The 20,128-nt window shown below is 54.0% G+C and carries 18 protein-coding genes and 1 tRNA gene; 10 read left to right on the top strand and 9 right to left on the bottom strand.

Going from position 1 to position 20,128, the window contains the following annotated elements; genetic code table 11:
• Positions 1 to 42: 42 nt before the first annotated feature.
• The 3 genes from radC to I9187_RS04080 all read left to right on the top strand — a co-directional run bounded on the left by radC (position 43) and on the right by I9187_RS04080 (position 2,666).
• Complete coding sequence (gene radC / locus I9187_RS22060) at positions 43 to 549, top strand: DNA repair protein RadC (RefSeq protein ID WP_280922854.1); 507 nt, start codon at positions 43 to 45, stop codon at positions 547 to 549.
• A gap of 44 nt (positions 550 to 593) precedes the next feature.
• Positions 594 to 989 (top strand): thermonuclease family protein, encoded by a 396-nt coding sequence (locus I9187_RS04085; protein WP_171177680.1) that lies wholly within the window; start codon positions 594 to 596, stop codon positions 987 to 989.
• Positions 990 to 1,436: 447 nt separating this feature from the next.
• Positions 1,437 to 2,666, top strand: coding sequence for an NAD(P)-binding domain-containing protein (locus I9187_RS04080; RefSeq protein WP_209509574.1), 1,230 nt, complete (start codon positions 1,437 to 1,439; stop codon positions 2,664 to 2,666).
• 17 nt (positions 2,667 to 2,683) lie between these two features.
• On the opposite strand, the gene I9187_RS04075 is transcribed toward I9187_RS04080, so the two are convergent.
• The 3 genes from I9187_RS04075 to I9187_RS21870 all read right to left on the bottom strand — a co-directional run bounded on the left by I9187_RS04075 (position 2,684) and on the right by I9187_RS21870 (position 5,765).
• The gene (locus I9187_RS04075) at positions 2,684 to 4,471 is read right to left on the bottom strand and encodes a BTAD domain-containing putative transcriptional regulator (protein ID WP_209509573.1); all 1,788 of its coding nucleotides are present in this window, start codon (positions 4,469 to 4,471) and stop codon (positions 2,684 to 2,686) included.
• A 662-nt stretch (positions 4,472 to 5,133) separates the two neighbouring features.
• Positions 5,134 to 5,219 (bottom strand) — tRNA-Leu (locus tag I9187_RS04070).
• Between the two features lie 165 nt (positions 5,220 to 5,384).
• Complete coding sequence (locus I9187_RS21870) at positions 5,385 to 5,765, bottom strand: GapR family DNA-binding domain-containing protein (RefSeq protein ID WP_245223004.1); 381 nt, start codon at positions 5,763 to 5,765, stop codon at positions 5,385 to 5,387.
• Positions 5,766 to 5,870: 105 nt separating this feature from the next.
• Here I9187_RS21870 and I9187_RS04060 point away from each other — a divergent pair, with 105 nt between their 5' ends.
• From I9187_RS04060 to I9187_RS04040, 5 genes are all read left to right on the top strand, one after another.
• Positions 5,871 to 6,557, top strand: a complete 687-nt coding sequence (locus I9187_RS04060) for a hypothetical protein (protein WP_209940067.1) — start codon at positions 5,871 to 5,873, stop codon at positions 6,555 to 6,557.
• 98 nt (positions 6,558 to 6,655) lie between these two features.
• A complete protein-coding gene (locus I9187_RS04055; protein ID WP_209940066.1) occupies positions 6,656 to 7,279 on the top strand; it encodes a hypothetical protein in 624 nt (207 codons plus the stop codon).
• The gene (locus I9187_RS04050; protein WP_209509571.1) at positions 7,270 to 8,706 is read left to right on the top strand and encodes a hypothetical protein; all 1,437 of its coding nucleotides are present in this window, start codon (positions 7,270 to 7,272) and stop codon (positions 8,704 to 8,706) included. The genes I9187_RS04055 and I9187_RS04050 overlap by 10 nt, the downstream gene beginning before the upstream one ends.
• A gap of 282 nt (positions 8,707 to 8,988) precedes the next feature.
• A complete protein-coding gene (locus I9187_RS04045; protein WP_209509570.1) occupies positions 8,989 to 9,246 on the top strand; it encodes a helix-turn-helix transcriptional regulator in 258 nt (85 codons plus the stop codon).
• 384 nt (positions 9,247 to 9,630) lie between these two features.
• The gene (locus I9187_RS04040) at positions 9,631 to 10,335 is read left to right on the top strand and encodes an SDR family NAD(P)-dependent oxidoreductase (protein WP_209509569.1); all 705 of its coding nucleotides are present in this window, start codon (positions 9,631 to 9,633) and stop codon (positions 10,333 to 10,335) included.
• 51 nt (positions 10,336 to 10,386) lie between these two features.
• Here I9187_RS04040 and I9187_RS04035 read toward each other — a convergent pair whose 3' ends face one another.
• A complete protein-coding gene (locus I9187_RS04035; RefSeq protein WP_209509568.1) occupies positions 10,387 to 11,385 on the bottom strand; it encodes a homocysteine S-methyltransferase family protein in 999 nt (332 codons plus the stop codon).
• 3 nt (positions 11,386 to 11,388) lie between these two features.
• A complete protein-coding gene (locus tag I9187_RS04030; protein ID WP_209509567.1) occupies positions 11,389 to 12,771 on the bottom strand; it encodes an FAD-binding oxidoreductase in 1,383 nt (460 codons plus the stop codon).
• 161 nt (positions 12,772 to 12,932) lie between these two features.
• On the opposite strand from I9187_RS04030, the gene I9187_RS04025 reads away from it, so the two are divergent.
• Positions 12,933 to 13,955 carry a helix-turn-helix domain-containing protein gene (locus I9187_RS04025; protein WP_209509566.1) on the top strand — a complete coding sequence of 341 codons (1,023 nt, stop codon included), beginning with the start codon at positions 12,933 to 12,935 and terminating at the stop codon, positions 13,953 to 13,955.
• Between the two features lie 278 nt (positions 13,956 to 14,233).
• On the opposite strand, the gene I9187_RS04020 is transcribed toward I9187_RS04025, so the two are convergent.
• From I9187_RS04020 to I9187_RS04010, 3 genes are read right to left on the bottom strand one after another with little or no spacing between them, the layout of a single operon-like run.
• Positions 14,234 to 15,412, bottom strand: coding sequence for a carbohydrate porin (locus tag I9187_RS04020; RefSeq protein ID WP_209509907.1), 1,179 nt, complete (start codon positions 15,410 to 15,412; stop codon positions 14,234 to 14,236).
• Positions 15,409 to 16,173 (bottom strand): DUF3299 domain-containing protein, encoded by a 765-nt coding sequence (locus I9187_RS04015; RefSeq protein ID WP_209509908.1) that lies wholly within the window; start codon positions 16,171 to 16,173, stop codon positions 15,409 to 15,411. The genes I9187_RS04020 and I9187_RS04015 overlap by 4 nt, the downstream gene beginning before the upstream one ends.
• A 26-nt stretch (positions 16,174 to 16,199) precedes the next feature.
• On the bottom strand, positions 16,200 to 17,597 hold the full coding sequence (locus I9187_RS04010; protein WP_209509909.1) for an amidohydrolase family protein: 1,398 nt from the start codon (positions 17,595 to 17,597) through the stop codon (positions 16,200 to 16,202).
• 133 nt (positions 17,598 to 17,730) lie between these two features.
• On the opposite strand from I9187_RS04010, the gene I9187_RS04005 reads away from it, so the two are divergent.
• Positions 17,731 to 18,738 carry an AraC family transcriptional regulator gene (locus I9187_RS04005; RefSeq protein WP_209940065.1) on the top strand — a complete coding sequence of 336 codons (1,008 nt, stop codon included), beginning with the start codon at positions 17,731 to 17,733 and terminating at the stop codon, positions 18,736 to 18,738.
• Positions 18,739 to 19,196: 458 nt separating this feature from the next.
• Here the strand turns inward: I9187_RS04005 and I9187_RS04000 are convergent, their stop codons facing one another.
• Complete coding sequence (locus I9187_RS04000) at positions 19,197 to 19,748, bottom strand: hypothetical protein (RefSeq protein WP_209940064.1); 552 nt, start codon at positions 19,746 to 19,748, stop codon at positions 19,197 to 19,199.
• Positions 19,749 to 20,128: the final 380 nt, after the last annotated feature.

Here is a 20,128-nt window from a genome sequence, read left to right as displayed (position 1 = left end):
TCCAAAGCGCCTCAGCCCCTTCGGACTGCCACTTGCGGTCCTATGGGGTCTCGGAATCCGCCGATAAAGCACCATGCAGTCGGCAGTGTGTCTCGCTGGGCAAGTGGGTTCGATGCAAACACCGCCCTTTGTCTTGGCTGTACAAGTCTTGGTCTCGCCGCTCACTACTTGCACGCTATCTGGAATAAAGCGAATGCGCCGGCAAACAGGCTCAAAGTGTTGGCGGGCTTTAAACATGAATCCTTGGTGCCCATCTTGTACCTGGATCGCAAGAACGTCTTGATTGCTGACGAAGAACAGGCGAAGGGCACTGTTGACCATGTGCCGGTATATCCGCGTGAGGTCGTTAAACGTGCTTTGGAACTCAACGCCAGCTCACTAATCTTGGTCCATAACCACCCATCAGGAGACCCGACCCCCAGCAAGGCAGATATCGAAGTGACTGAGCGCGTACAGGACGCCTGTGAAACATTGGGCATTTTGATACATGACCATGTTATTGTCGGGAAAAAGGAGGAATACTCTTTCAAGAGCAACGGGTTTCTGTAGAGATTTCCTCAAGTAGCTCTTAAGGACGGAAACTTTATCGACTTATGAAATACTTGATATTCACCACTTCCGTTTTTCTTGCTGTCCCAGCTTTTGCGGACTCTCTACACGTCCGAGATGCTGACACAATCGTTGTAGACGGCACCCCTGTTAGGCTGAACGGTGTTGACGCGCCGGAGTTGGGCACACGCTCAGGGCAGAACGCCAAGCGCTGGATGATAAACTATCTGCGTGGCAAGTCTATCTCCTGCCAGTTGAACGGTGAGCGCACCCATGACCGCTGGGTAGGGGTGTGTTACGCAGACGGACAGGACATAGGAGCGGCTGTTATCGCCGCAGGGCACGCGCTAGACTGTCGTAGGTATTCAGGTGGCCGCTATAGGCACCTGGAGACGTCAGCAGCCAAATCACGGCTCAAGCGGGCCGGTTATTGTCGTTGATGAACTGGAGCGAGTGTCTGCTGTGCGGACTTTCCTGCCGTTCGCATTGATCAGACCAGCTGCTGCTTTCGGCCCATTGTTACCGTTTCCCGACGTTCCTGTCGCCGCAATGCAGCTGCGCCAGACCGGCCATTCACTCGAGGTGGACAATCAAGGCACCCGCGAATTTTCGCTGTGTGAGACAAAGCGGAATTTAGATTCGGCGGGGATCCAATCGATTGCGGGACCAGACCTGTTGACCAAACGCGTGGCGCGAATGCTCCTGTCTCGGCGATTTTCTGGACGCACGCTAATTGCCTTTTAAGAGCCTCCTTCTGAACATCGCGAACGCGTCGTAAGAAATAGACGCATTTTAGATAGTCCAATGACGCCGGGGCAGACACCCTACGGACATCGCCAAGCGATACTGGATGTACATCAGCAATTCAGAATGCAGGAGCGAAAGCCATGAAACATGTCAACACAGTCATCATTGGTGGAGGTCAAGCGGGTCTCGCCATGGGCCGGTGCCTCGCTGAACACAACATCGACCACGTGATCCTCGAAAGGGGGCAAATCGCTGAACGGTGGCGCAGTGAACGCTGGGATTCGCTGCGCATGCTGACCCCCAACTGGCAAAGCCGCCTGCCGTACTGGCACTATCAGGGCGACGACCCTGACGGTTTCATGTCCATGGGCGAGTTTATCCGCCATCTGGAAGCATATGCAGAGTCCTATGAAGCGCCCGTTGAAACGGGAACGACTGTATTGGCGGTCGAGTGCCGAAAGGACGGAGCCTTTAAGGTTGCCACGGACAGAGTCGAATGGATTTCTTCAAACCTGGTGGTTGCAACCGGTTTCTGCGATATCCCCCGCGTGCCAGGCTTTGCGGCGGATTTGCCCAAAGACATTGCTCAAATCGTGCCCGCGCAGTACCGGAATCCCGGGCAAGTGCCCAAGGGTCACGTTCTAATCGTCGGCGCTTCGGCCACGGGGCTGCAAATCGGCGAAGAGTTGTTGGACGCCGGACACGAAGTCACCGTTGCGGTCGGCAATCATAAACGGGTTCCGCGCCGTTATCGGGGCAAAGACATCCTCTACTGGATGGACGCCATTGGCGCTTTTGCGGCACAGGCCGATCCGAAGGACGAGCGTTCAATGCCGCCCCCCCAGTTGGTTGGATCACTGGACAACCACGATCTGGACCTGAACGCTCTCCAAAGTCGCGGCGCCCGCCTGGCTGGTCACGCAACCGGGGTAACCGGCCGTTCCATTCGGTTTGCCGGCGATCTTGGCGAGACCGTTCGCAAAGCCGATGCGCAGATGTTCGATATCCTCGGAAAGATTGACGGGTACATTGCCGCCAATGGCATTGAAGCGCCGCAATCCGAACCTGATGCAATCCAGCCGGTAACGTTGCCCGTTGCCCCGGAAACTTTGGATATCGACGCAGAAAACATCCGCTCTGTCATCTGGGCGACGGGATATTCCCGCCAGTATCCGTGGCTCAAGGTCCCGGTCGTGGATGAACGTGGCGAGATCGAGCACAAGAACGGTGTGACACCGGTCGAGGGCTTGTATGTTCTCGGTATGCGCTTTCAGAGAACAAAGGGCTCCAATATCGTTGACGGTGTCGGCCGCGATGCAGAGTACTTGACCGACCATTTGATGGCGAGAAAACAGGCCCGTGCCGCCTGACCGGGCGAACGCGGCCCCTAAATAACCGAACGTAGCGCGTCGAGGATCAATTCACTGTCCTCGGCGCGCTCGTACGGCAAGGTCTTTGCAAACACTTCAGCGTCAAAACCCGGCAGCGCGTTGCGGAGCGTGTCCAGGGCTTTCTGCGTAAGACGTTTGTCCCCCAGCTTCGTGCTTGCCACGATGCCATATACCAGGTCGTCGCTTCTTGGCCTTCCGATCCGATCCAAAATGTCCAAAGCTTCGCTGTAACGTTCAAGGTGGACCAGCGCGCGGGCCAAATGGCTCCAGTATCGTTGAGGGTGGTAGGGGTTCAGTTTCAAAGATTTTCGCACCCACATCTCGCCCTCTGCAGCTTGTCCCGCAAAGGTCAAAAGCTCTCCCATCGCGCAGATCGAACGGTCATCATTCGGGTTGAGAAACAATGCGCGTTCCTGGTGCCAGAGCGCGCGACGCAGATTGCCACGGGTTAGGTAGACCTGTGCCAGAACACGGTGGCACTCGCTTTCATTCTCATCCAGTTCCAAGCCCCGTTCGGCCGCTGCTTGCGCCTTGTCGACGAGTTCTGCGATGCCGCCCAAATTGTGGACCATCGCCTGACCATAGCCGCACGCCAACCAAGCATGCGCGATCGCGTAATTCGGTTCGCGTTGGATCGCGAGCTCAAAGCAATCGATGCAGGCCTGGCAATCTTCGGCCGTAAATAGGTGGTGGTGATACTTCCCTCTGAGCATGATGTCATAGGCTTCGAGCCGTTCGACCGGAACAGAACGCGCTTGTTTGAGCCTTGCAGTTTCAACCCGGCCCACAAGCGTGGCAACCAGGGTCGACACGATGTCGTTTTGGATTGCGAACACGTCCTCCAATTGGCGGTTGTATTGTTCCCCCCAAATCGTTCGTTTGTTTTCAATGTCCAGCAGTTGCACGTTGATACGTACTGCTGCATTTGATCGACGAACGCTTCCCCGTACCAGATAATTTGCGCCAAGGGCCGCTGCGGCTTCGTTTTCAGGGACATCATTGCCGCGGTAAACAAAGGATGAGTCGCGTGCTATCACTTGCAGATCGTGAAACCGTGACAGCGCGGTTGTCATATCCTCAGTTATCCCGTCTGCAAAGTACAGATCGTCCTCTCCGGAAAGGTTGTCGAATGGCAAGACAGCTATGATTGGCGAGGATTCACCGGGTTCAGGGGGCTCGTATTGCACATTTTGCCCGCACTCCTGACTGTGGCCGCCGGTACGTATCTCTTCGTACATGGCCAAAGTTGCAGCCTCCGGTTTCACCCCGAGTTCGCGCTCCAGCGCATCGACGCAAATCTGATACTGCCTGATTGCTTCCGAGCGGTGCCCGCGTCGTGCAAGCATGTTCATCAATGCGCGATGTGCACTTTCGCAAGCCGGATCCATTTGCAATCGCTTCCGAACAACCCCTTCGGCTTCTTCGGTTCTGCCCTCTTTGAGCAACACCTCCGAGAGGCGATCAATGATCGTGCAGGCGCTCTCATGAAGGCGTTGACGCGTGTCGCGAAGCCAGTCCTCGAACGCAGGGGCATTTATCTGAATACCTTCCAGAAGGTCGCCTTTGTAATGCTCAAGGCACGAAAAAAGCCTTGTCGGGTCATCGCTTTCGACACCATCGAGAAATTCGGCTATGTCCGACGAACACACGTTTCTGTCGAGCTCAAGATACTGACCGTTTGAAGCAATAACCGCTCCACAATACTGCTTGATGTTCGACAATGTCTGGCGCAGGTTATGTCGGGCCCGGTCGTCGCCAGTTTCACCCCAAAGAAGCGCAGCCAAATGTTCCCTGCTTTTCGGGCCGGCATTTTCCACAGCGAGATAAGCCAAAAGCGACTGCGCTTTTTTTGCGATAGGACCACGTGGCTGACGTGCAGATACAACTTCAAAACGACCAAGAAAGTTCAGGTTTACTTGCTCTTTCATTACCGAAGTATACTCTGAATATGTTGAGCGAAAAGAAAAACAGATTTGGCTAGACGGGCATTCATAAAGAATGCAGCTAAATTTTTTCGCAACAGCCCAATGTTCGCTTCGGACTCTTACCTATCATCTGAGCCAACTGAGCTTGTAGATTTCAGCGCACCTGACAAAGACGAAGAGGTGCTTCTTCTCGAGGCGTTCCGTGCCCTTTCCCCCGAACAGCGAAAAGCTTGGCTCGAATGGGCGAAAGTAGCTAAGGGATCCGCCCTGGATAAAGAGTAAACGTTCTACACACCATGCCAATCGGATCAACCGATCTTGTGCACAGAAAAAAACGGCAAATCGAATAGTCACCGGGGCACGGGCTGCAAGACGGTGAAGGTCGAGGATCTGAAAAACCTGATCGAACGAAAAGCGGCCTGAAACCGCAGGTACGAATAGCCAAGTGTGGGGCAGAATGTGGGGCAATGAAAGTTGCCCCATTTTTTATTGTTTATTTATAAGCGTTTAATTTACTTTTGTGGTGCGGGCGGTGGGACTCGAACCCACACGGGCATACGCCCTTCAGATTTTAAGTCTGATATGTCTACCATTCCATCACGCCCGCACGGCGCGGCCTTGTCGGGCCCTGCATTCCCCTTACAGTCACAACCGGATGAGAACAATGCACTTTGATGCAAATGCGGCTGTAAATGTGTCGGGAAATCCAGTTACAAGACATCCCTCTTCCCGATTAATAAGGGCGTGGCGCTGCCCCGCCCCTTTGGAAGGCTCACATGCCCAGCGCTTCTTTATACATTTCCAAAACCGCCTCTTCCTCGGCGATGTCATCCTTGTCCCGCTTTCGCAACGCGATCACCTTACGCATGACCTTGGTGTCGTAGCCTATTACCACCATTAAAAAACTGTTCTTTAGGCTCATTTCAGAGAAAATCCGGCTTATCCTCCTGGGCCGCTCTTTTATTAGATTGACTTCTGTTCCTTGGTTTCGGTGTGCTTTAGACCGAGGCCTGCTGAGCGGAGCCATGCGTAGCTCAAGCGAAGCAGGCCGGGCGCGACGGTGGAGTTTAGCAAGGGCAATCGACCCCAGTCTGCCATAACACTGGATTGATTTCCTTACGTTATTTCCTGTTCTTTGGGTATGGACGATCATGCGCGCCTCCACATTACTTTGGTGATCAGTCTTCCAAGAGCTGGGTAAAAAGCGCCTGTCGTGTTAAAGTGTGTCCAATTACCACCACATCAAAATTAGTGCCTCATGAACCAAATGGATTTCCCTGTCGCGACTGAGGTAACGCTTCCCATCCGTGGAAATGGGCACCAATTCTTACCTGTTTTGCTCCAACAGGTAGGAAACGATGTCTTCGTTGACCGGCCAGCATTGCTGTGGTCGCGCGAACTCACGCTGGCCCTCAGCCTACCCTCAATCCAGCAGCGCATTAAAACGATAACTCGTTTTAAAAACTTCTATGCACTTTTTTCCGCCGGACAGAGCTTCAACATCGAAGAACAAACTCACTCGATCTATGCATACCTTGATTGGCGACTGGCCGGAACAGTATCCCTTTCGCCGGATAGGCGTCTTTCCAAATTGGGATGGCGTCCCGTCCAGAAAGAGACTGCAAGAAATGAGTTTCGACACATTGTCGAGTATTTCATCTTCTTGTCGAAGTACAATAACGACTCACGCTTTGTTCAATTTGAAACCCTGAGCATTCCCTCTCGACTGCTCAAAAAAATAATGTCCGACAATCATGACGACTTCTTTAAGCATTTAAAGTTTTCCCGTGATTATTGGGCAGATCACAGCCCCGACAATCCACAAGTGCCTTTATGGGGCCGTCCAGATTCAGGTAGATCAGGTTATCGACCATTCCCCACTTGGGAAGAAGTACGTGAAATAATATCCGCAAAAAAAACCCAATTTTCCGAGCTGTGTGGATAGCAGCCGCATTTGGCTCCCACCGCATAAGTGAGCTTCTAAACGTTTGGCAGATCGACGTGCTACCCGGCTCGTATCGAACGGAATTTTTTGAACCCAACATGAATAGCGATATGGTGCTGCTTTTGTTGGCTCATCCGAGCGAAAGTACCTATGTAGATCAGCCAGGTGAAAAGAACGCTGGTACGCGCCAGAAAGCGCTTGAAACTCGGTACAACCTAACCCCGAGAAACTTGCTACCGGAACGGCACCCATTGCGATCTGGTTGGAAATCAAAGCTTTTTACTGGGTTTCAGAAAACAGCTAATACCTTCTGGCTCGACCAATCGGCAGAAGCTGCATTTACCGAATGTGCTAAAGAAATTAAAAGATTTCATCTACTTCGCCAAACCAGCCGCTACCATCCTTACTTTTTCGTAAACATGTACTCCAAGGATGACACATTCGGCGAGCCTTTGAGAATGGCAAGGATTCAAAAGGCATGGGTGGCAGCCTGCAAACGTGTAGGCGTTCAACCGCACGTCCGAGGACGAAATATACATGGATTACGTCATTTTGCGAAGTGGTTTGCTGAGAGCGAATTGAAACTCAGCCAATCAAACATCCAGATTATCCGCGGGGATCGAAGCATCAATTCACAGAACGAGTATGCGCGCTGCGCCCTATCTGTGAACGAAGTCATGTCAGCGAACGCGCTTGGAAAGGTTCCGACGCCATGGAGATGAACCGAGACTTACTGGCAGCGACAGGCGATGGTCGCTTTTTCGCCAACACAACCAACCAAGTTTTCGTACTTAAGAACTTTTCCGAAGACGATCTTCTGAACGAATTCGACGATTTCGAAAACACGTATCGTGCGGCAGTTCTTGAGACGCTCCTATCCACGCCGAGAGAATTATACTCTGGCCCATTAGTGCACGTGGCTATTATGCCCAAAATTGATCTCTGGGAGAACCAACACGGTAATCTACCAGCGTTCTTCATGGGCACGACGGATAAGAGTACCGGATCCTACAAGTTTCTGTTCCTCCGCAGATCGTTAATACTGCGCGATTGGCTACAGCAGAATGGGCATTGGCCCAAAAAAACGAGTCCCGATGGAAGCGTGAGTTTTGCAAAGCGCTTAAAAACAGGCCTGAAACTTCATGACATGGTGTTCAATTTGTCCGAAGCCGAATACACCAGCATGCTGCATTCTGTCATCTTGGATCCACAATCCCGCACTGATCTGGATCGCAGTTGGGGGCTTTCTGTACAAGCCAATTTTGATCACGTTCGTGCGCACCTTTCAGAAAACCTTCGGGACGGGCTTCAGTATCGCCTTCAAATGCTGTTGGAAGATCATCTGCCCTCCAAAGCAGGACATGGCTTCGGCGCTCATCGGCGAGCGGCTTTGTCTTTTTTGATGTGGTTGGCACACAAAGGTTACATATTGCTCCCCATTCCGCACGTACGGCGTTCACCTTCACAGGTAAGCAATTTGTTTTCCGGTTGCTTCCGTCCAAGGTTCTTAAAAGCACTATTGCCGGATCACAAACTTGAAGAACTTATTGCGTGTGAACTCTACGAACGAAGGCCGAAAGAGCATAGTAAGTCGAAGAAAACTCAGCGCCGAATTCAGGAATGTGACCTGTTTACACTATATTTTGGAACGAACTACTGCTCTGCGAAAGGCTTTCATCCAGTTGCTATAGATCTTGCTCGCATAGCATCTGCGCCATCAAGCAATGGGATACGAATGTATCTTTTTGGCTGCATGAACTTTCACAAAATCAAAAGCAGTGAGCGTCGTAAATGGCAAAGTGTCTTTTCAGTAAGAAGCTCTGTGGGCTTAATCGAAGAAGACCAATTTGCACTTTTTCGCCTACCGGCAAGCACCGCACTCCAGGCTTTGAAGGTTCAAGTCGCCACTTTCGAGCGGAGAGCCGGGCTACGATTTCCGGATAAGGGCTTTGACACAGACATTCTTGCTTGGACGGATCTTCTTGAGGAAACCATTAGAACCGTTTCTTCTCGCAAGAATACAAAAGATTATTTCGTAAGTTCAATTGTTTGGCTTACTTATCTCCAATGCCTCGCACTCTTCACCTCGAAACTGCTGGCTTCGGCATCGGAACTTCGTGGCGTGAGCAAGTTCCTGCCCTACCAATAGAAGTGCTCCTTCAAAGCTGGTGCACCCATTGATTTCAAGTTCCAAAAGCGGGCGCAGGAACGGGCGATCGAGAAGGCTCGTTATGAAACGGCGCGCCAAAGGCTGCGGAATGCTCTCTACGATCACTTCGTCTCGAGCCTTTCTTGCCGCCAAATCCGCCAAGGCTATGAAATTCAACGAACCACCTTCAGGCACGCGCGTCGCTCCAGGTTGTTTTATCTACTTTTTAGATAATCTAAAATCCAGATTAGGGATCGTCAAGCACACAAATGTTTGGCGGTCATGTCAAAAACTATAAGAAGCAGTGGGCACAAAGCTTTGTGCCAAGCCATTGTAGACGCAAGGAAGCGTTCAGGATTGTCCCAGGAGCAAGTGGCCGAAAGACTACATTGCCAGCAATCCTTAATTGCTCGAATAGAAAGCGAAGAACGCCGTATAGACGTCGTTGAGCTAATTGTTATTTGCAGGGCTTTGGGCGTCGACCCTGAAGAAGTTCTAAGAGTTACTGAAGCCGCTACGCAGCGCGATCATTACCTTTGAAACTTGGGGGTGTCCGCAAACTGTGTTGGTGCGCTATGCGGACAAACCTCCAATTCGCTGCTGAGTAGCAGCCCGGCTGTAGAACGTCAGAAATGCTCAGATAGGGACCTTTGCAAAGTTTGAGGACCGGCCCAAAGCTGGCATCGGAGCAATCGCGGCATCTTTTCGACTGGCCCAACTCGCTCAGGTGCGAACGGCCCAAACCGGACATTCAGCACGGGGTCGAAATTCTGCGAGGCGCCCGCTTTGTCGACATTCGCTGAAAATGAAAATCTCGACGTCTGCGAATTCACCGGATGCGGACGTTACTGCCGTTCGCTGTGTGGCAAGGCCACTTCGTGATAGGATTGCTCACACCCGACATGCTTTGAGGAGGAATTCACTATGGGGGGAAAGGTATGTGCAATCATCGGCTTTGGCCCAGGCCTTGGGACTGCTTATGCCGAGACCTTCAATCGAGCTGGGTACAGTCTTGGCCTACTAAGCAGGTCGGGGGCGAGGTTCAAGGCAGCGGAAGCGACCAATACATCGGTTCGAGCCTACAAATGCGACGCGGGCGACCCTGATAACCTTATGGCGGCTCTGACATCCGTTCAAAGCGATCTTGGTCCCATCGACGTCGTAATTTACAACGCAGACCTCGCCCAGTTTGGAGCTCTGGACGATGTTTCAGAACTCCAGTTCGAACAAAGTTGGCGTGTTGGAGCACTGGGTCTATTCGCCACCGCCAAGGCCTTAGGACCTCAAATGTCCGAACGTGGTTCCGGCGCAATCATCGTATCTGGTGCCACTGCAGCGCTCCGGGGGAACGTCTGGACAACAGCATTTGCCCCTTCGAAATCGGCACAGCGCACACTGGCGAACGCGCTTGCCAAGCAACTGGGTCCTAAAGGCGTACACGTTGCGTACTTGGTCATCGATGGCGTGATCGACACGGAAGACACCCGAACGAACTTCGCTCCAAACGAGCCCGACGAGTTTTTTATCCAACCCCAGCGCATTGCGGAAACGGCGTTGATGCTTGCGCATCAAGACAAATCTGCTTGGACGTTCGAACTCGATATTCGGCCATTCGGCGAGAAGTGGTAAAGGTGCGGACGATCTACTGGCTGCTTAGCGGGACGATCTGGCCAAAAGTATCTATAGCTCGAACGGCAGGTTGGTTCGATGCTGCCGCCTTCTCGACTGTCTTAGGACTGTCTTAGTAAGCGCTCGAGCAATCTCGCGCAGGTGGGTGTGGCCGGTGCCGCAGCAGCCGCCGAAGATGTCCATGTGCGGATAGCGCGCCCGTAGGTCGGCCAGTTGCTGGCCAAGTTCCAAAGGGTTACCATCTTCGATATGGCCCAGTTTGCACAATGCGATTTTCTCCATCTTCGAAGCATTGGGCCGCACGCCGCGCAGGCGGTTTAACCAGTTGCCCTCGGTCAATGCCGGTTCGTATTCCAACGGGTGCGAGCAGTTGAGCAGGTAATAATCCGGCGCGGCGTCCCCGGCTTGATGGTCAATCGCGGGGATGGCTTCCGCCAGTGTCGGTCCGGAGCGCAGCCGATGAGAACTGTCCAGCGTGAGTGAAACGGTCAGCGGAACGCCTATCCTCGCTGCCGCGCGGGATACGCCGACAGCTTCGGGTATGTTGTTGAAAGTTGCCGCGCAGGCGAAATCCACGTTTGCTGCTTTCAGCGTTTCCAGTTGCACTGAATGATAGTCGTCGGCGCTCTCGGCGGTAATTTCGGTGTTCAATCCGTAAGCATCACCACGCGGCCCAATACAGCCACCGATCAGAAGTTGCGGGATCTGGCCAGCATAGGGCTTTGCGATTTCACGCAGGAACTCGATGCTGGCGATATTGGCTTCGGCCAGACCATAAGGAGAATAGCCCAGCTTCGCCCCCCAATCGGGGCTGGCACGATAGTCCAACCCCGTCAGCATGAACGACAGGCCAAATTCGGCGGCGACGTCCAGCATATTTGACAGGACTTGTCGCATGGCGCCTACGGCCTCGGGGTTTTCCAGCAGCGGGAACATGGCGAACTCGGGCAATTCGAACCCGTGGCGAAACATGATCTCGGTTTCCATGCCACCTTCGGTCAAGAAAATTGCGCCAGTGGCCGGGGTCGGGGTCGGGTTAGTCTGGGTCATGCCTTAGGCCTCCGGCTTGATGTTCTGGTTGAACCGGAAGCGGTTTCGCGGATCAAATTTCCTCTTGATTTCGACCAGCCGTTGATAGTTTGCCCCGAAGGTCGCACGGGTCAGCGCATCATTGTCTTCGCCATGGCCGGGAAAATTGAGATAAGCGCGGCCCTCGTGCCCGAAGCGTGCGGCACTTTCCCAGCCATCGCGTGCCCAGGCAATATTTGCAGCGTCGTCTGCCGCATCCGGCCAGACGCCATCGAGCGAGTACATCCATCCGAAAGAGCGGTCGCCAAAGGCGGTGGCATCCGCAGGCACCTGCGCGGTGGCCCCGCCGAAGTTCCAGAGTGACGAGATCGAGTTTTCCGAGGGCGCGGCCTCTGCATTGGCCATAGCAAGGTCAATCATCTCGTCAGAAAGATCAGTCAGATAGCGTGCCTTCCAATAGCACCGGAAGTCACCGGCGGGCATGAGCGTGTCAAACAGCATCTGAACCTCGCAATAGCTCATCCGGCCCGAGAAATCGGTGACCATGTTCCCCAGCTCTCGCAGGGGCTGCATCAGCACTTCGCCTTCGGCAGCGTCCCCGTTGTACACGCAGGCCAGAGTAAAAACGCGCTTCCCCCAGCTTTCCTTGGGGAAATCTTCGCCACCTGAGGTTGAAAACTCGCACAATGAACCGATGAGCCCGTCATGCTCAAGCATGAAATCCCGCCAAGCGCGGATCGGGCCGGGGCCGTCTTCTACTGCGTAAATCGGGGCGGCGAACATGACTTCGGGCCCGGCCGGGTGCAGGGAGAATTCGAACCGGGTCACCACACCGAAGTTGCCGCCACCGCCCCTGAGCGCCCATAACAACTCCGGGTTTTCATCGGCGCTGGTGTGTACAAGCGTGCCATCGGCCGTCACCACATCCGCCGCTACGAGGTTGTCAATCGACAGCCCGTGCTTGGCCCGAAGCCAACCGATGCCACCCGAGAGCGTCAAGCCAGCCACGCCTGTATCCGAGATCAGACCGCCGGGTGTGGCCAGCCCATGGGCCTGCGTAGCCTTGTCCACGTCACCCCAGAGTGCGCCGCCCTCAACCGAAGCGATGCGTCGTTCGGCATCAACGCTGACACCTCGCATCTGTTTCAGATCAATCATCAGCCCGCCATCGCAGACCGCATGACCTGCCACGTTATGGCCACCCGCTCGGATTGAAATACCCAGATCATGGGCTTCGGCATGGCGCACAGCGGCCATCACGTCTTGCGTATTCCGACACCGCGCAATCAGTGCAGGCCGCCTGTCGATCATTGCGTTCCAGACGCCCCGTGCCGTGTCGTAGCCGTCTACCCCTGCTGTTAGAAGCTCACCTTGAAAGCCGGAAATATTTGTGTCTGGGGCGCTCATGATCAAATCCTTTCCTCCATTTACAGAAAGGGTAACGCATCGGGTTTGGCGCGCTCAGTGGCGATTTTGCCAGTTTTGCGGCATACTGGACAAGCGATTATGGCAGACCGGTCATAACCGGGCCGTTTTGGACATTCTTTGAAAGAAGGGGGATTTCGACCATGGCGAAGAGGCCGCAGATTCTGTTGCTGGCCGCGCCAGAGACCTCAGCCTCAGTGCTATATGGGCTTTATGATGTGTTGATGTCGGCGGGGGCTGTTTATCTGGATATGGTGATTGGCAAGCCGGGGGATGAATTACTGGACGTGAAGATTGTCAGCGCCAACGGAAAGCCATTCCGTTGTATCGGCAATATCCCGGTAGAGCCACACGCCGCCATTGGCGATGTCGCGAACCCCGATGCGGTGATTGTCTGTGACATGTACACTACGATCTACGATGTGCCGCACGGACGCTACCCGCGCGAGATTGCCTGGCTAAAGGGGATGCACGCTGGCGGGGCGCTGGTGTCGTCGGTCTGCTCGGGATCGCTGCTCTTGGCCGAGGGGGGCTTGTTGGATGGCCATCGTGCCACGGCGCATTGGGCCTATCGTGACATGTTCCAGCGACATTTCCCCGATATCTCGTTCCAGACGGACTCGGTGCTGTGTCTGGCCGCAGAGGAAGACCGGATCGTTACCGCCGGGGGCGTCAGTGCCTGGCATGATTTGGTGGTCTACCTGATTGCACGCTTCTGTGGCTATCAGGTTGCGATTGAAACCGCCAAGGTATTTCTGATCGGGGGGCATGCCGAGGGCCAGTCGCCCTATGCGGTTATGACCCGGCCTATGGAGTCTAACGACGGCCCGATCACCGACAGTCAGGAATGGATTGCCGAGCATTATGCCACCGCCAACCCGGTGGAGAAGATGGTTGAGCGATCCGGCCTCAATCCGCGTACCTTTTCACGTCGCTTCCGCACGGCCACGGGCTTTGCCCCAATCGAATACGTGCAGGCGTTGCGGGTTGAAGAAGCCAAGCAGATGTTGGAGATGGACCAGATCAGCAATGACGACGTGGGGGCCGCCATCGGTTATGACGATCCAGCGTCCTTTCGACGCGTCTTCAAACGAGGAACTGGCATGACACCCGCTGCCTATCGCAAAAAGTTCCAACGGATTGCCCGGATCGCACAACCTTCGTGAAGCACGGCATTGCGGGCATGCAACCATCCCGCAGAGGCACGCATTTACAGCTCACTGCAGACCTCGGATAAAGCGCAGCATGAGCTTGAAGGGCTGAGCATGGCTGCGTGAACGGCCCAAAGCGGCCATTTGTGTCAGCCGCATCGAAGGTCTGGTTCGATCCCATAGTGACAAATCCTGCGCGATCAACTGACGGCGGCTATGCGCAGAAACCGGCTTTGCGATGTCCTGTTTACACCCCTTGACCCAGCCCCCTTGGCGAATGCTATCGAAACACTTCAGAAGACGATCCGCGTTCTTATACCGAACAGAGTAATCCGGTCTTGAGCGGGGTTCAGCAACGGGTTCGAAATGTACTGCAGGGACGGTGTGATCTGCAGCCCGGGTGAGACCGAAAATCGGTAGAAGGCTTCCAGCGTGAACTGGTCGCTATCTATGCCTCGTGCCTCGGCCCAGTTCAACCCGAGACCGGCCAGATCGGTATTGCGGCCATAGTAACCCAGACCGGCAGAAACCGATCGGTCATAGAGCGCGGCGGTCCCCTTTGAAGCTCCTGCGCGGAAGAACGGCATCCACTTATTGTCAACAAACCAAGCGGCAGAAAATGCAGCGCCGTAGTCTTCCGCTCGGCTGCCATCTTCGGCCGCATCCGCATGCCAGAGGGTCAGATGGATGTTGTCGAAATAGATGCGATCAAAGTCCGACGTGTACCCAAGTTCGAGTGATTTGAAGAGATTGCCGTCACTAAACACATCAAAGTTTGGATCAGATGGATCGGCGTTTGCATCTGCAACGCTCGCGACAGCGTAGAAGTTTTCGCTCAGCTTGACCCCACCGGCAATACCAAGGCCCGGGTTGGGCGCGTTTAGTGTCGGGTTGGTATTGAATGACAGGTTCTGGAAGCCACTATAGGGGCTTACCAGCCCATAGATATCCACAAAGTCCGTAACATCAATCTGCCCGAATTGGAGCGTCCACGAACCGTTCTCGGCCCTTTGGGTCCAGAACAGATTGGTCAGCAGCAGACCGCTATCGTTGAAGGCCGTTCCCGTGATTGAAAGCGCTCCGCCATCCAGACCGAGAAACTGCGGAGCAACGTCCGTGTAACTGTGCCGGTCTTCGATCTTGAATGTCAGAGAACCCCGTTCAGTTGCCTGCCAATTCCCGTAGAAACGCGCAATTCCGCTGGCCGCTTCGCCGTTTCCCAAATCAGCATTCGTGGTTTGGCCTAGCGCCAGGTAATCAATATTGAACCGAAACCCACCTTCGGCCAGTTGGTCTTTCCACCGAAACCAGCCCGGCGCGATATTGCGTGGAAAATCGGAACGGTATTGCGGGTCGGTTAGCCCATCTCCGGGCGCAAGATCAGCTTCGACCGAAGATGGTCCGGACAGTCCCTGAGCCGACGCTGCGCCAGCAAAGGCAATACTCAATGCGGCGGCAAGTAGTCTTTTCATTCAGACGCCCTTGCACCACCGGTCTTGCGATTGAGCGCCGCGCGGATGCGATCAGCGACGCGCTGCTGCCATTCCAGCCTGTCCGCCTTGGTTTCGAGCGTTTCGACACGTTCCGTTTCCAACTGGAAAGTCGCGTTCATGGGCACCTGGCCATCCACAACCATCATATTCTGAACAGACGGATCGATGGTCAGCATGCCCGTCAGCCGAACGGGTTCATGGAAATAGCGGGGCGCCCAGTCCCCGTTCAACCGCACACGGATCATCTGGTTGGGCGGAGGGGGCGGCATGTGACTGCACATCCCGCGTTCCGGCACCAAATACGCCACAGACCGCCCGTCCGGATCATTAGGCGCAGGAATGGCGAAACCAGCCAGTGTTATTGTTTGACCATCGAATTGCGGATTTCCGTTCGTCCCAGCCTTTCTCCGACGTTCCATCACAACTTCACGCTGATCGAGCAGCCAGTCGATATCAATTCCATCAGCAGCCAAGGCATCCTCAGTCTCGGTCAAGAACGATTGCCACTTTTGCCGCTCTTCTTCGCTGCCACCATGCTGCTGCAGCCTGCCGCGCAATCGAACGACGTAGAGGACATCGTCAAATTGTTCAGGGCTGAGATCACGATAGGGGTCTTCAAAGACCTGCGCGGACGGGTCAGGCAAGTCAGACCAGTCCAACGCGGCTCCTGGCGTCGCCATGACAGGATGACCACACCAAACCATCCCTGCGAGTACTACGGAGCGAAACCAATAGTGCATAAATACTCTCCGGCTTTTTAGACAGCTCAATCCAGTGTGTTCTTGTAGATTACACCGTCCTTCATGATCAGGCGGATTGTTGCTGGGCTTTCAGGCCTCGGGTCGGCGCCGAACCATTGATCACCCGTACCAACAACCGAGAAATCCTCGAGCGGGTTACCGTCGATCAGCAGGATATCGGCATAGGCGCCTTCTTCGATCACACCCAGTTTGCCTTCCGGGTAGGGGTTCATGAAATCACCGCTAAGTGCCGCGATCTCGCCACCTACCGAAGTTAGGGTTACCATCGACGCATAGGGGCCGAAGAAATGGTTATTCAGATGTTTCTCGTAGGCGATCTGGATGTTGCACGCTTCGACCGACCCGACGCAATCGGTTTGGAACCCTCGCGGCGCCGGGCATTCCTTCATGCTTGGAATGTAGGCTTCGAAGGTCGCCGAGGCCGATTTGGCCTTCCTCAAACTGTTGGGGTTGTTTTTCACGGACGGAACATCAAGTAGGCCTGGATCAAATGCTGTGATGTTCGTCGTGATGTACGCTCCTTTTTCTTTCATCAAAGCAGAAATCTCGCAGTCAAAGTGAAATCCGTGTTCAATGGTTCTGACCCCTGCATTCAGGGCATTGATGATCGCTTCTTTACGGTAGGAATGTGCCATGACATAGGTGCCGTACTCGTTGGCAACCTGAACAGCGGCCTCAATCTCTTCCTTCGAACCGGCGAGCAACTGCCATGGATCGAATGCCGAAATCACCCCACCCGATTGCATGAACTTCAGTTGCGTGGCACCCATGCGCAAGTTGTTGCGGCCATACATGTAAATTTCATCAACACCGTTGACCTGTTGGGCCATATTCAGAGTGCCGAAATTGGTCACCCCGCCCGGCGGAGATGTGAAGGATGCGAAATCGGCGTGACCACCACGTGTTCCGAGAAATGCCCCGGAAGGGTAAAAGCGGGGGCCGACGATCTGGCCGGCGTCTATTGCGCGCCGCAGCCCGCCGCCAGCGCCCCCGGCATCGCGAACAGTCGTGAAACCCTGCATTAGGTACATTTCGGCCATCCGTGTCCCGTGGATGGCGAAATCCTCCCAGGTCGAGTTGGTTTCCATCTCGGCAATCGATGGCCCCATGAGCATCAGGTGCGCGTGATTCTCGATAAAGCCCGGTGTCAGAGTGCGTCCGCCACCGTCGATAACCTTCGCACTCGGCGCATCAATGGCATCGGTTGAGACGGACTTGATCAGATTGCCCTCGACCAGAACACTGGCATTCTCAATGCGTTGCTCATTCACACCGTCGAAGACATGCACGTTGGTAAACAGCGTTTGGGGTTCTTCTTGATCCTGAGCCTGCGCGGTCGTCGAAAAAGAAAGAACTGCCGCGACAATTGCCGTCGAGCAAAGAGACATTCGTAAGCCGGACATAAGTACTCCCTTCATATTCATGTTTTGCCAACTATAGTCTGGAATTCATTGGCTCGGTTGCCCCTTTTGAATTAGGATGTGCGAATGTGACTGCAAAAATGGCCACTTCTTAAAGCTAATCCAGACAAGGGTTATGAGCTTGCCTTTCAACTCCACCTCCCGAGAGCATAGCGAGGGCTTTATTCGCCTCTCTTTAGCTGCTCCGTTTCTGCAATATCTCACCGAACGTAAGATCAATCCGCAACCAGCATTGGATCAGGTCGGCTTGAAAGCCGAACTGTTGAGTAACCCATCCGTGTTCGTTCACTCAGAGTTGGTTTACGGCTTGGTAAATGCTTTCTCAGAAGTGTCAGGGGATCGATACCTTGGACTGAATGTAGGGGAGACGTTTGACCTGCAAGAGTGGCCTCCATTCGCTCAAGCCCTGCAAACTACAAAAACGCTGTTCGAGTTTTTTACCCGCTTTGTTGGGCTTGTCCCGCAGGAGTCCAATTCTGTGCGGCACAGCCTTATCATTGAAGCGGACAAAGCGACTTATCGTATCGATAGGCAACAGGAACCAACAGTCCCGCCCATTCAGGTAACCGGTTTTGGTGCTGCAATCTATGTACGCCTGTTGCAGACCGTCGTCGGCGATTCCTGGGACTCTTCGCGTGTGCGATGGGAAAGCAGATACATCAATGGTCTGCCTCTCGACTACAAGGGCGTCGAGATCGGCGTGGGACCCGATCCCGGAATGCAAATCAGTTTTCCCGTGGAATGGTTGTTTCTTCACCATGCCTCCGAGGGTCATGCCAAACCCATAGCCTCTCCGCGACGAGATGAAGAAGTAACCGTGGTGGCCGCTTTGCGATCTGCCTTGCGCGACAAACTAGATGAAGCCGATTTGGGACCCGAGGTGGTGGCTGGATTGCTGGGAATACACCCGAACCGGTTTCTGAAAGCGCTTCAGAAACAAGGCACGACGTTGCCCCGCGAGATCAAACGGCTACGTATCGATGTCGCCAAAGAGCAACTCAGAGATGAGAAGATGACAATTGCGGACATTGGTCTGATGCTCGGCTACTCCGACAAGTCCCATTTCACTCGCTTTTTCCGAGGTCAGACCGGAACGACACCGACCAAGTTCCGAAGCAAGTAAATGTGGTCGAGCCAAATAAATGCTTCGAAGATGAGGTCCTCGTCGGACCAGTTCGGAGCAGTTGTAAGGCGACTTTGAACAGTTTAGCCGACGACCTGCATGGCTGGTTGCCACTTCCGATACAAACTCTGCAACTGGACCTTTCGTTGTGTAATTGAGTTTTCCAATGCTTGGTAGCGAACGTCCGCATTGGCCTGAGACCGGTCATCAGCAACCATTGAGCCTACGGCGAATTTGTACGCAATGCGGTCATTGGCACAAAGCGCAGCGAATGCCTGCTTTCCGCCCGACGTGCTGATAAAGCATGACCGCTTTGGGCTGCGACCTGCCGAATGCAAATACAGCTTGGATTTGACTTAGCGTGGTAGGTATGGGCTCGAAGAAGACCTCTGCGCGGCGTCTGGTCTACGATGCGTAGATAATCTCCGCCGGGCGCATACACACCGCTGACGGCGATTTTAATCGCCGATGCTATGATGCCGAACCCTGCTACCTGCTGGCGCATCAAACACTGGCTCCGATAGACCAAGTCGGACCCAACACGTCAGACTTATGAATAAGCCATCCAGGTGAAGTTGCCGAAGCTTGCCCGGAATGACGCCAACCATTTTCTTGGATGCCAGCGCCACATGGTTTTGGTAAGAAACTTTGTCTTCACAAGGAAGGGTTGCAGTCTTTGTGCCGCAAACTCGTTCAATCAGTATGATAGGGAGCGATACCGTAACCACATCCGGCCGTTCATGATGCGCCTCCAGCTTCTCCAATTGTTCCATTACCGCGTCGACGGCCATCTCCACGGCACGCGCATCGCTCGGTTCCTTGGCAATCTTTTCGATCTGACTTTTCGTCAGTACGCCTTCTTCGGCGGCCACCATTTCGAACCGACACCGATACGGGTTCTGATTTCTCAACCCGGGAAAATCCGGGTGCAGGTTCGGGTGTTTTTTGGTCTTGCCCTCAAACCCGTCTTCTATCGCATTCAGAAACTCGCCTGTTTTCTCTACGGTCATAATCGATGGGCCCTTCACCCTTCGACTTCTGATACACAGAGACAACTTCCGCCTGCGTCTTCTGTTTTGCGCCAAGGTATCTACCGTCGGCTTTCAACGTCCCGTTTCGGACTTTGCTTTTCAAATGCCGGTCTGGAGAGAACTGCTGCTTTCCACCTGTCGTCCCGTTCGGATCGATGTCCACTATTGGGGCAAGCTACAAGATAATTATCCGCTTTAGCACTGGGTCCAAGTTGTTTTCACAAAAACGGTGAAGATCGGCTTTCCGCCCCCACCCACCAGTGCTGCGCCTGCCGCTTGTACTCAACGGAGCTTTGCCATGGCCCTCGCACTCCAAGCGTTCGCAGCGACGTGCAAAGTTCTACTGGAAATTTAATTTT

Source organism: Ruegeria sp. HKCCE4148, assembly GCF_017872495.1.
Classification (GTDB): Bacteria; Pseudomonadota; Alphaproteobacteria; order Rhodobacterales; family Rhodobacteraceae; genus Ruegeria.
Note: the sequence above shows the minus strand (reverse complement) of the source record. Positions and strands in the feature narration are given on the sequence as shown.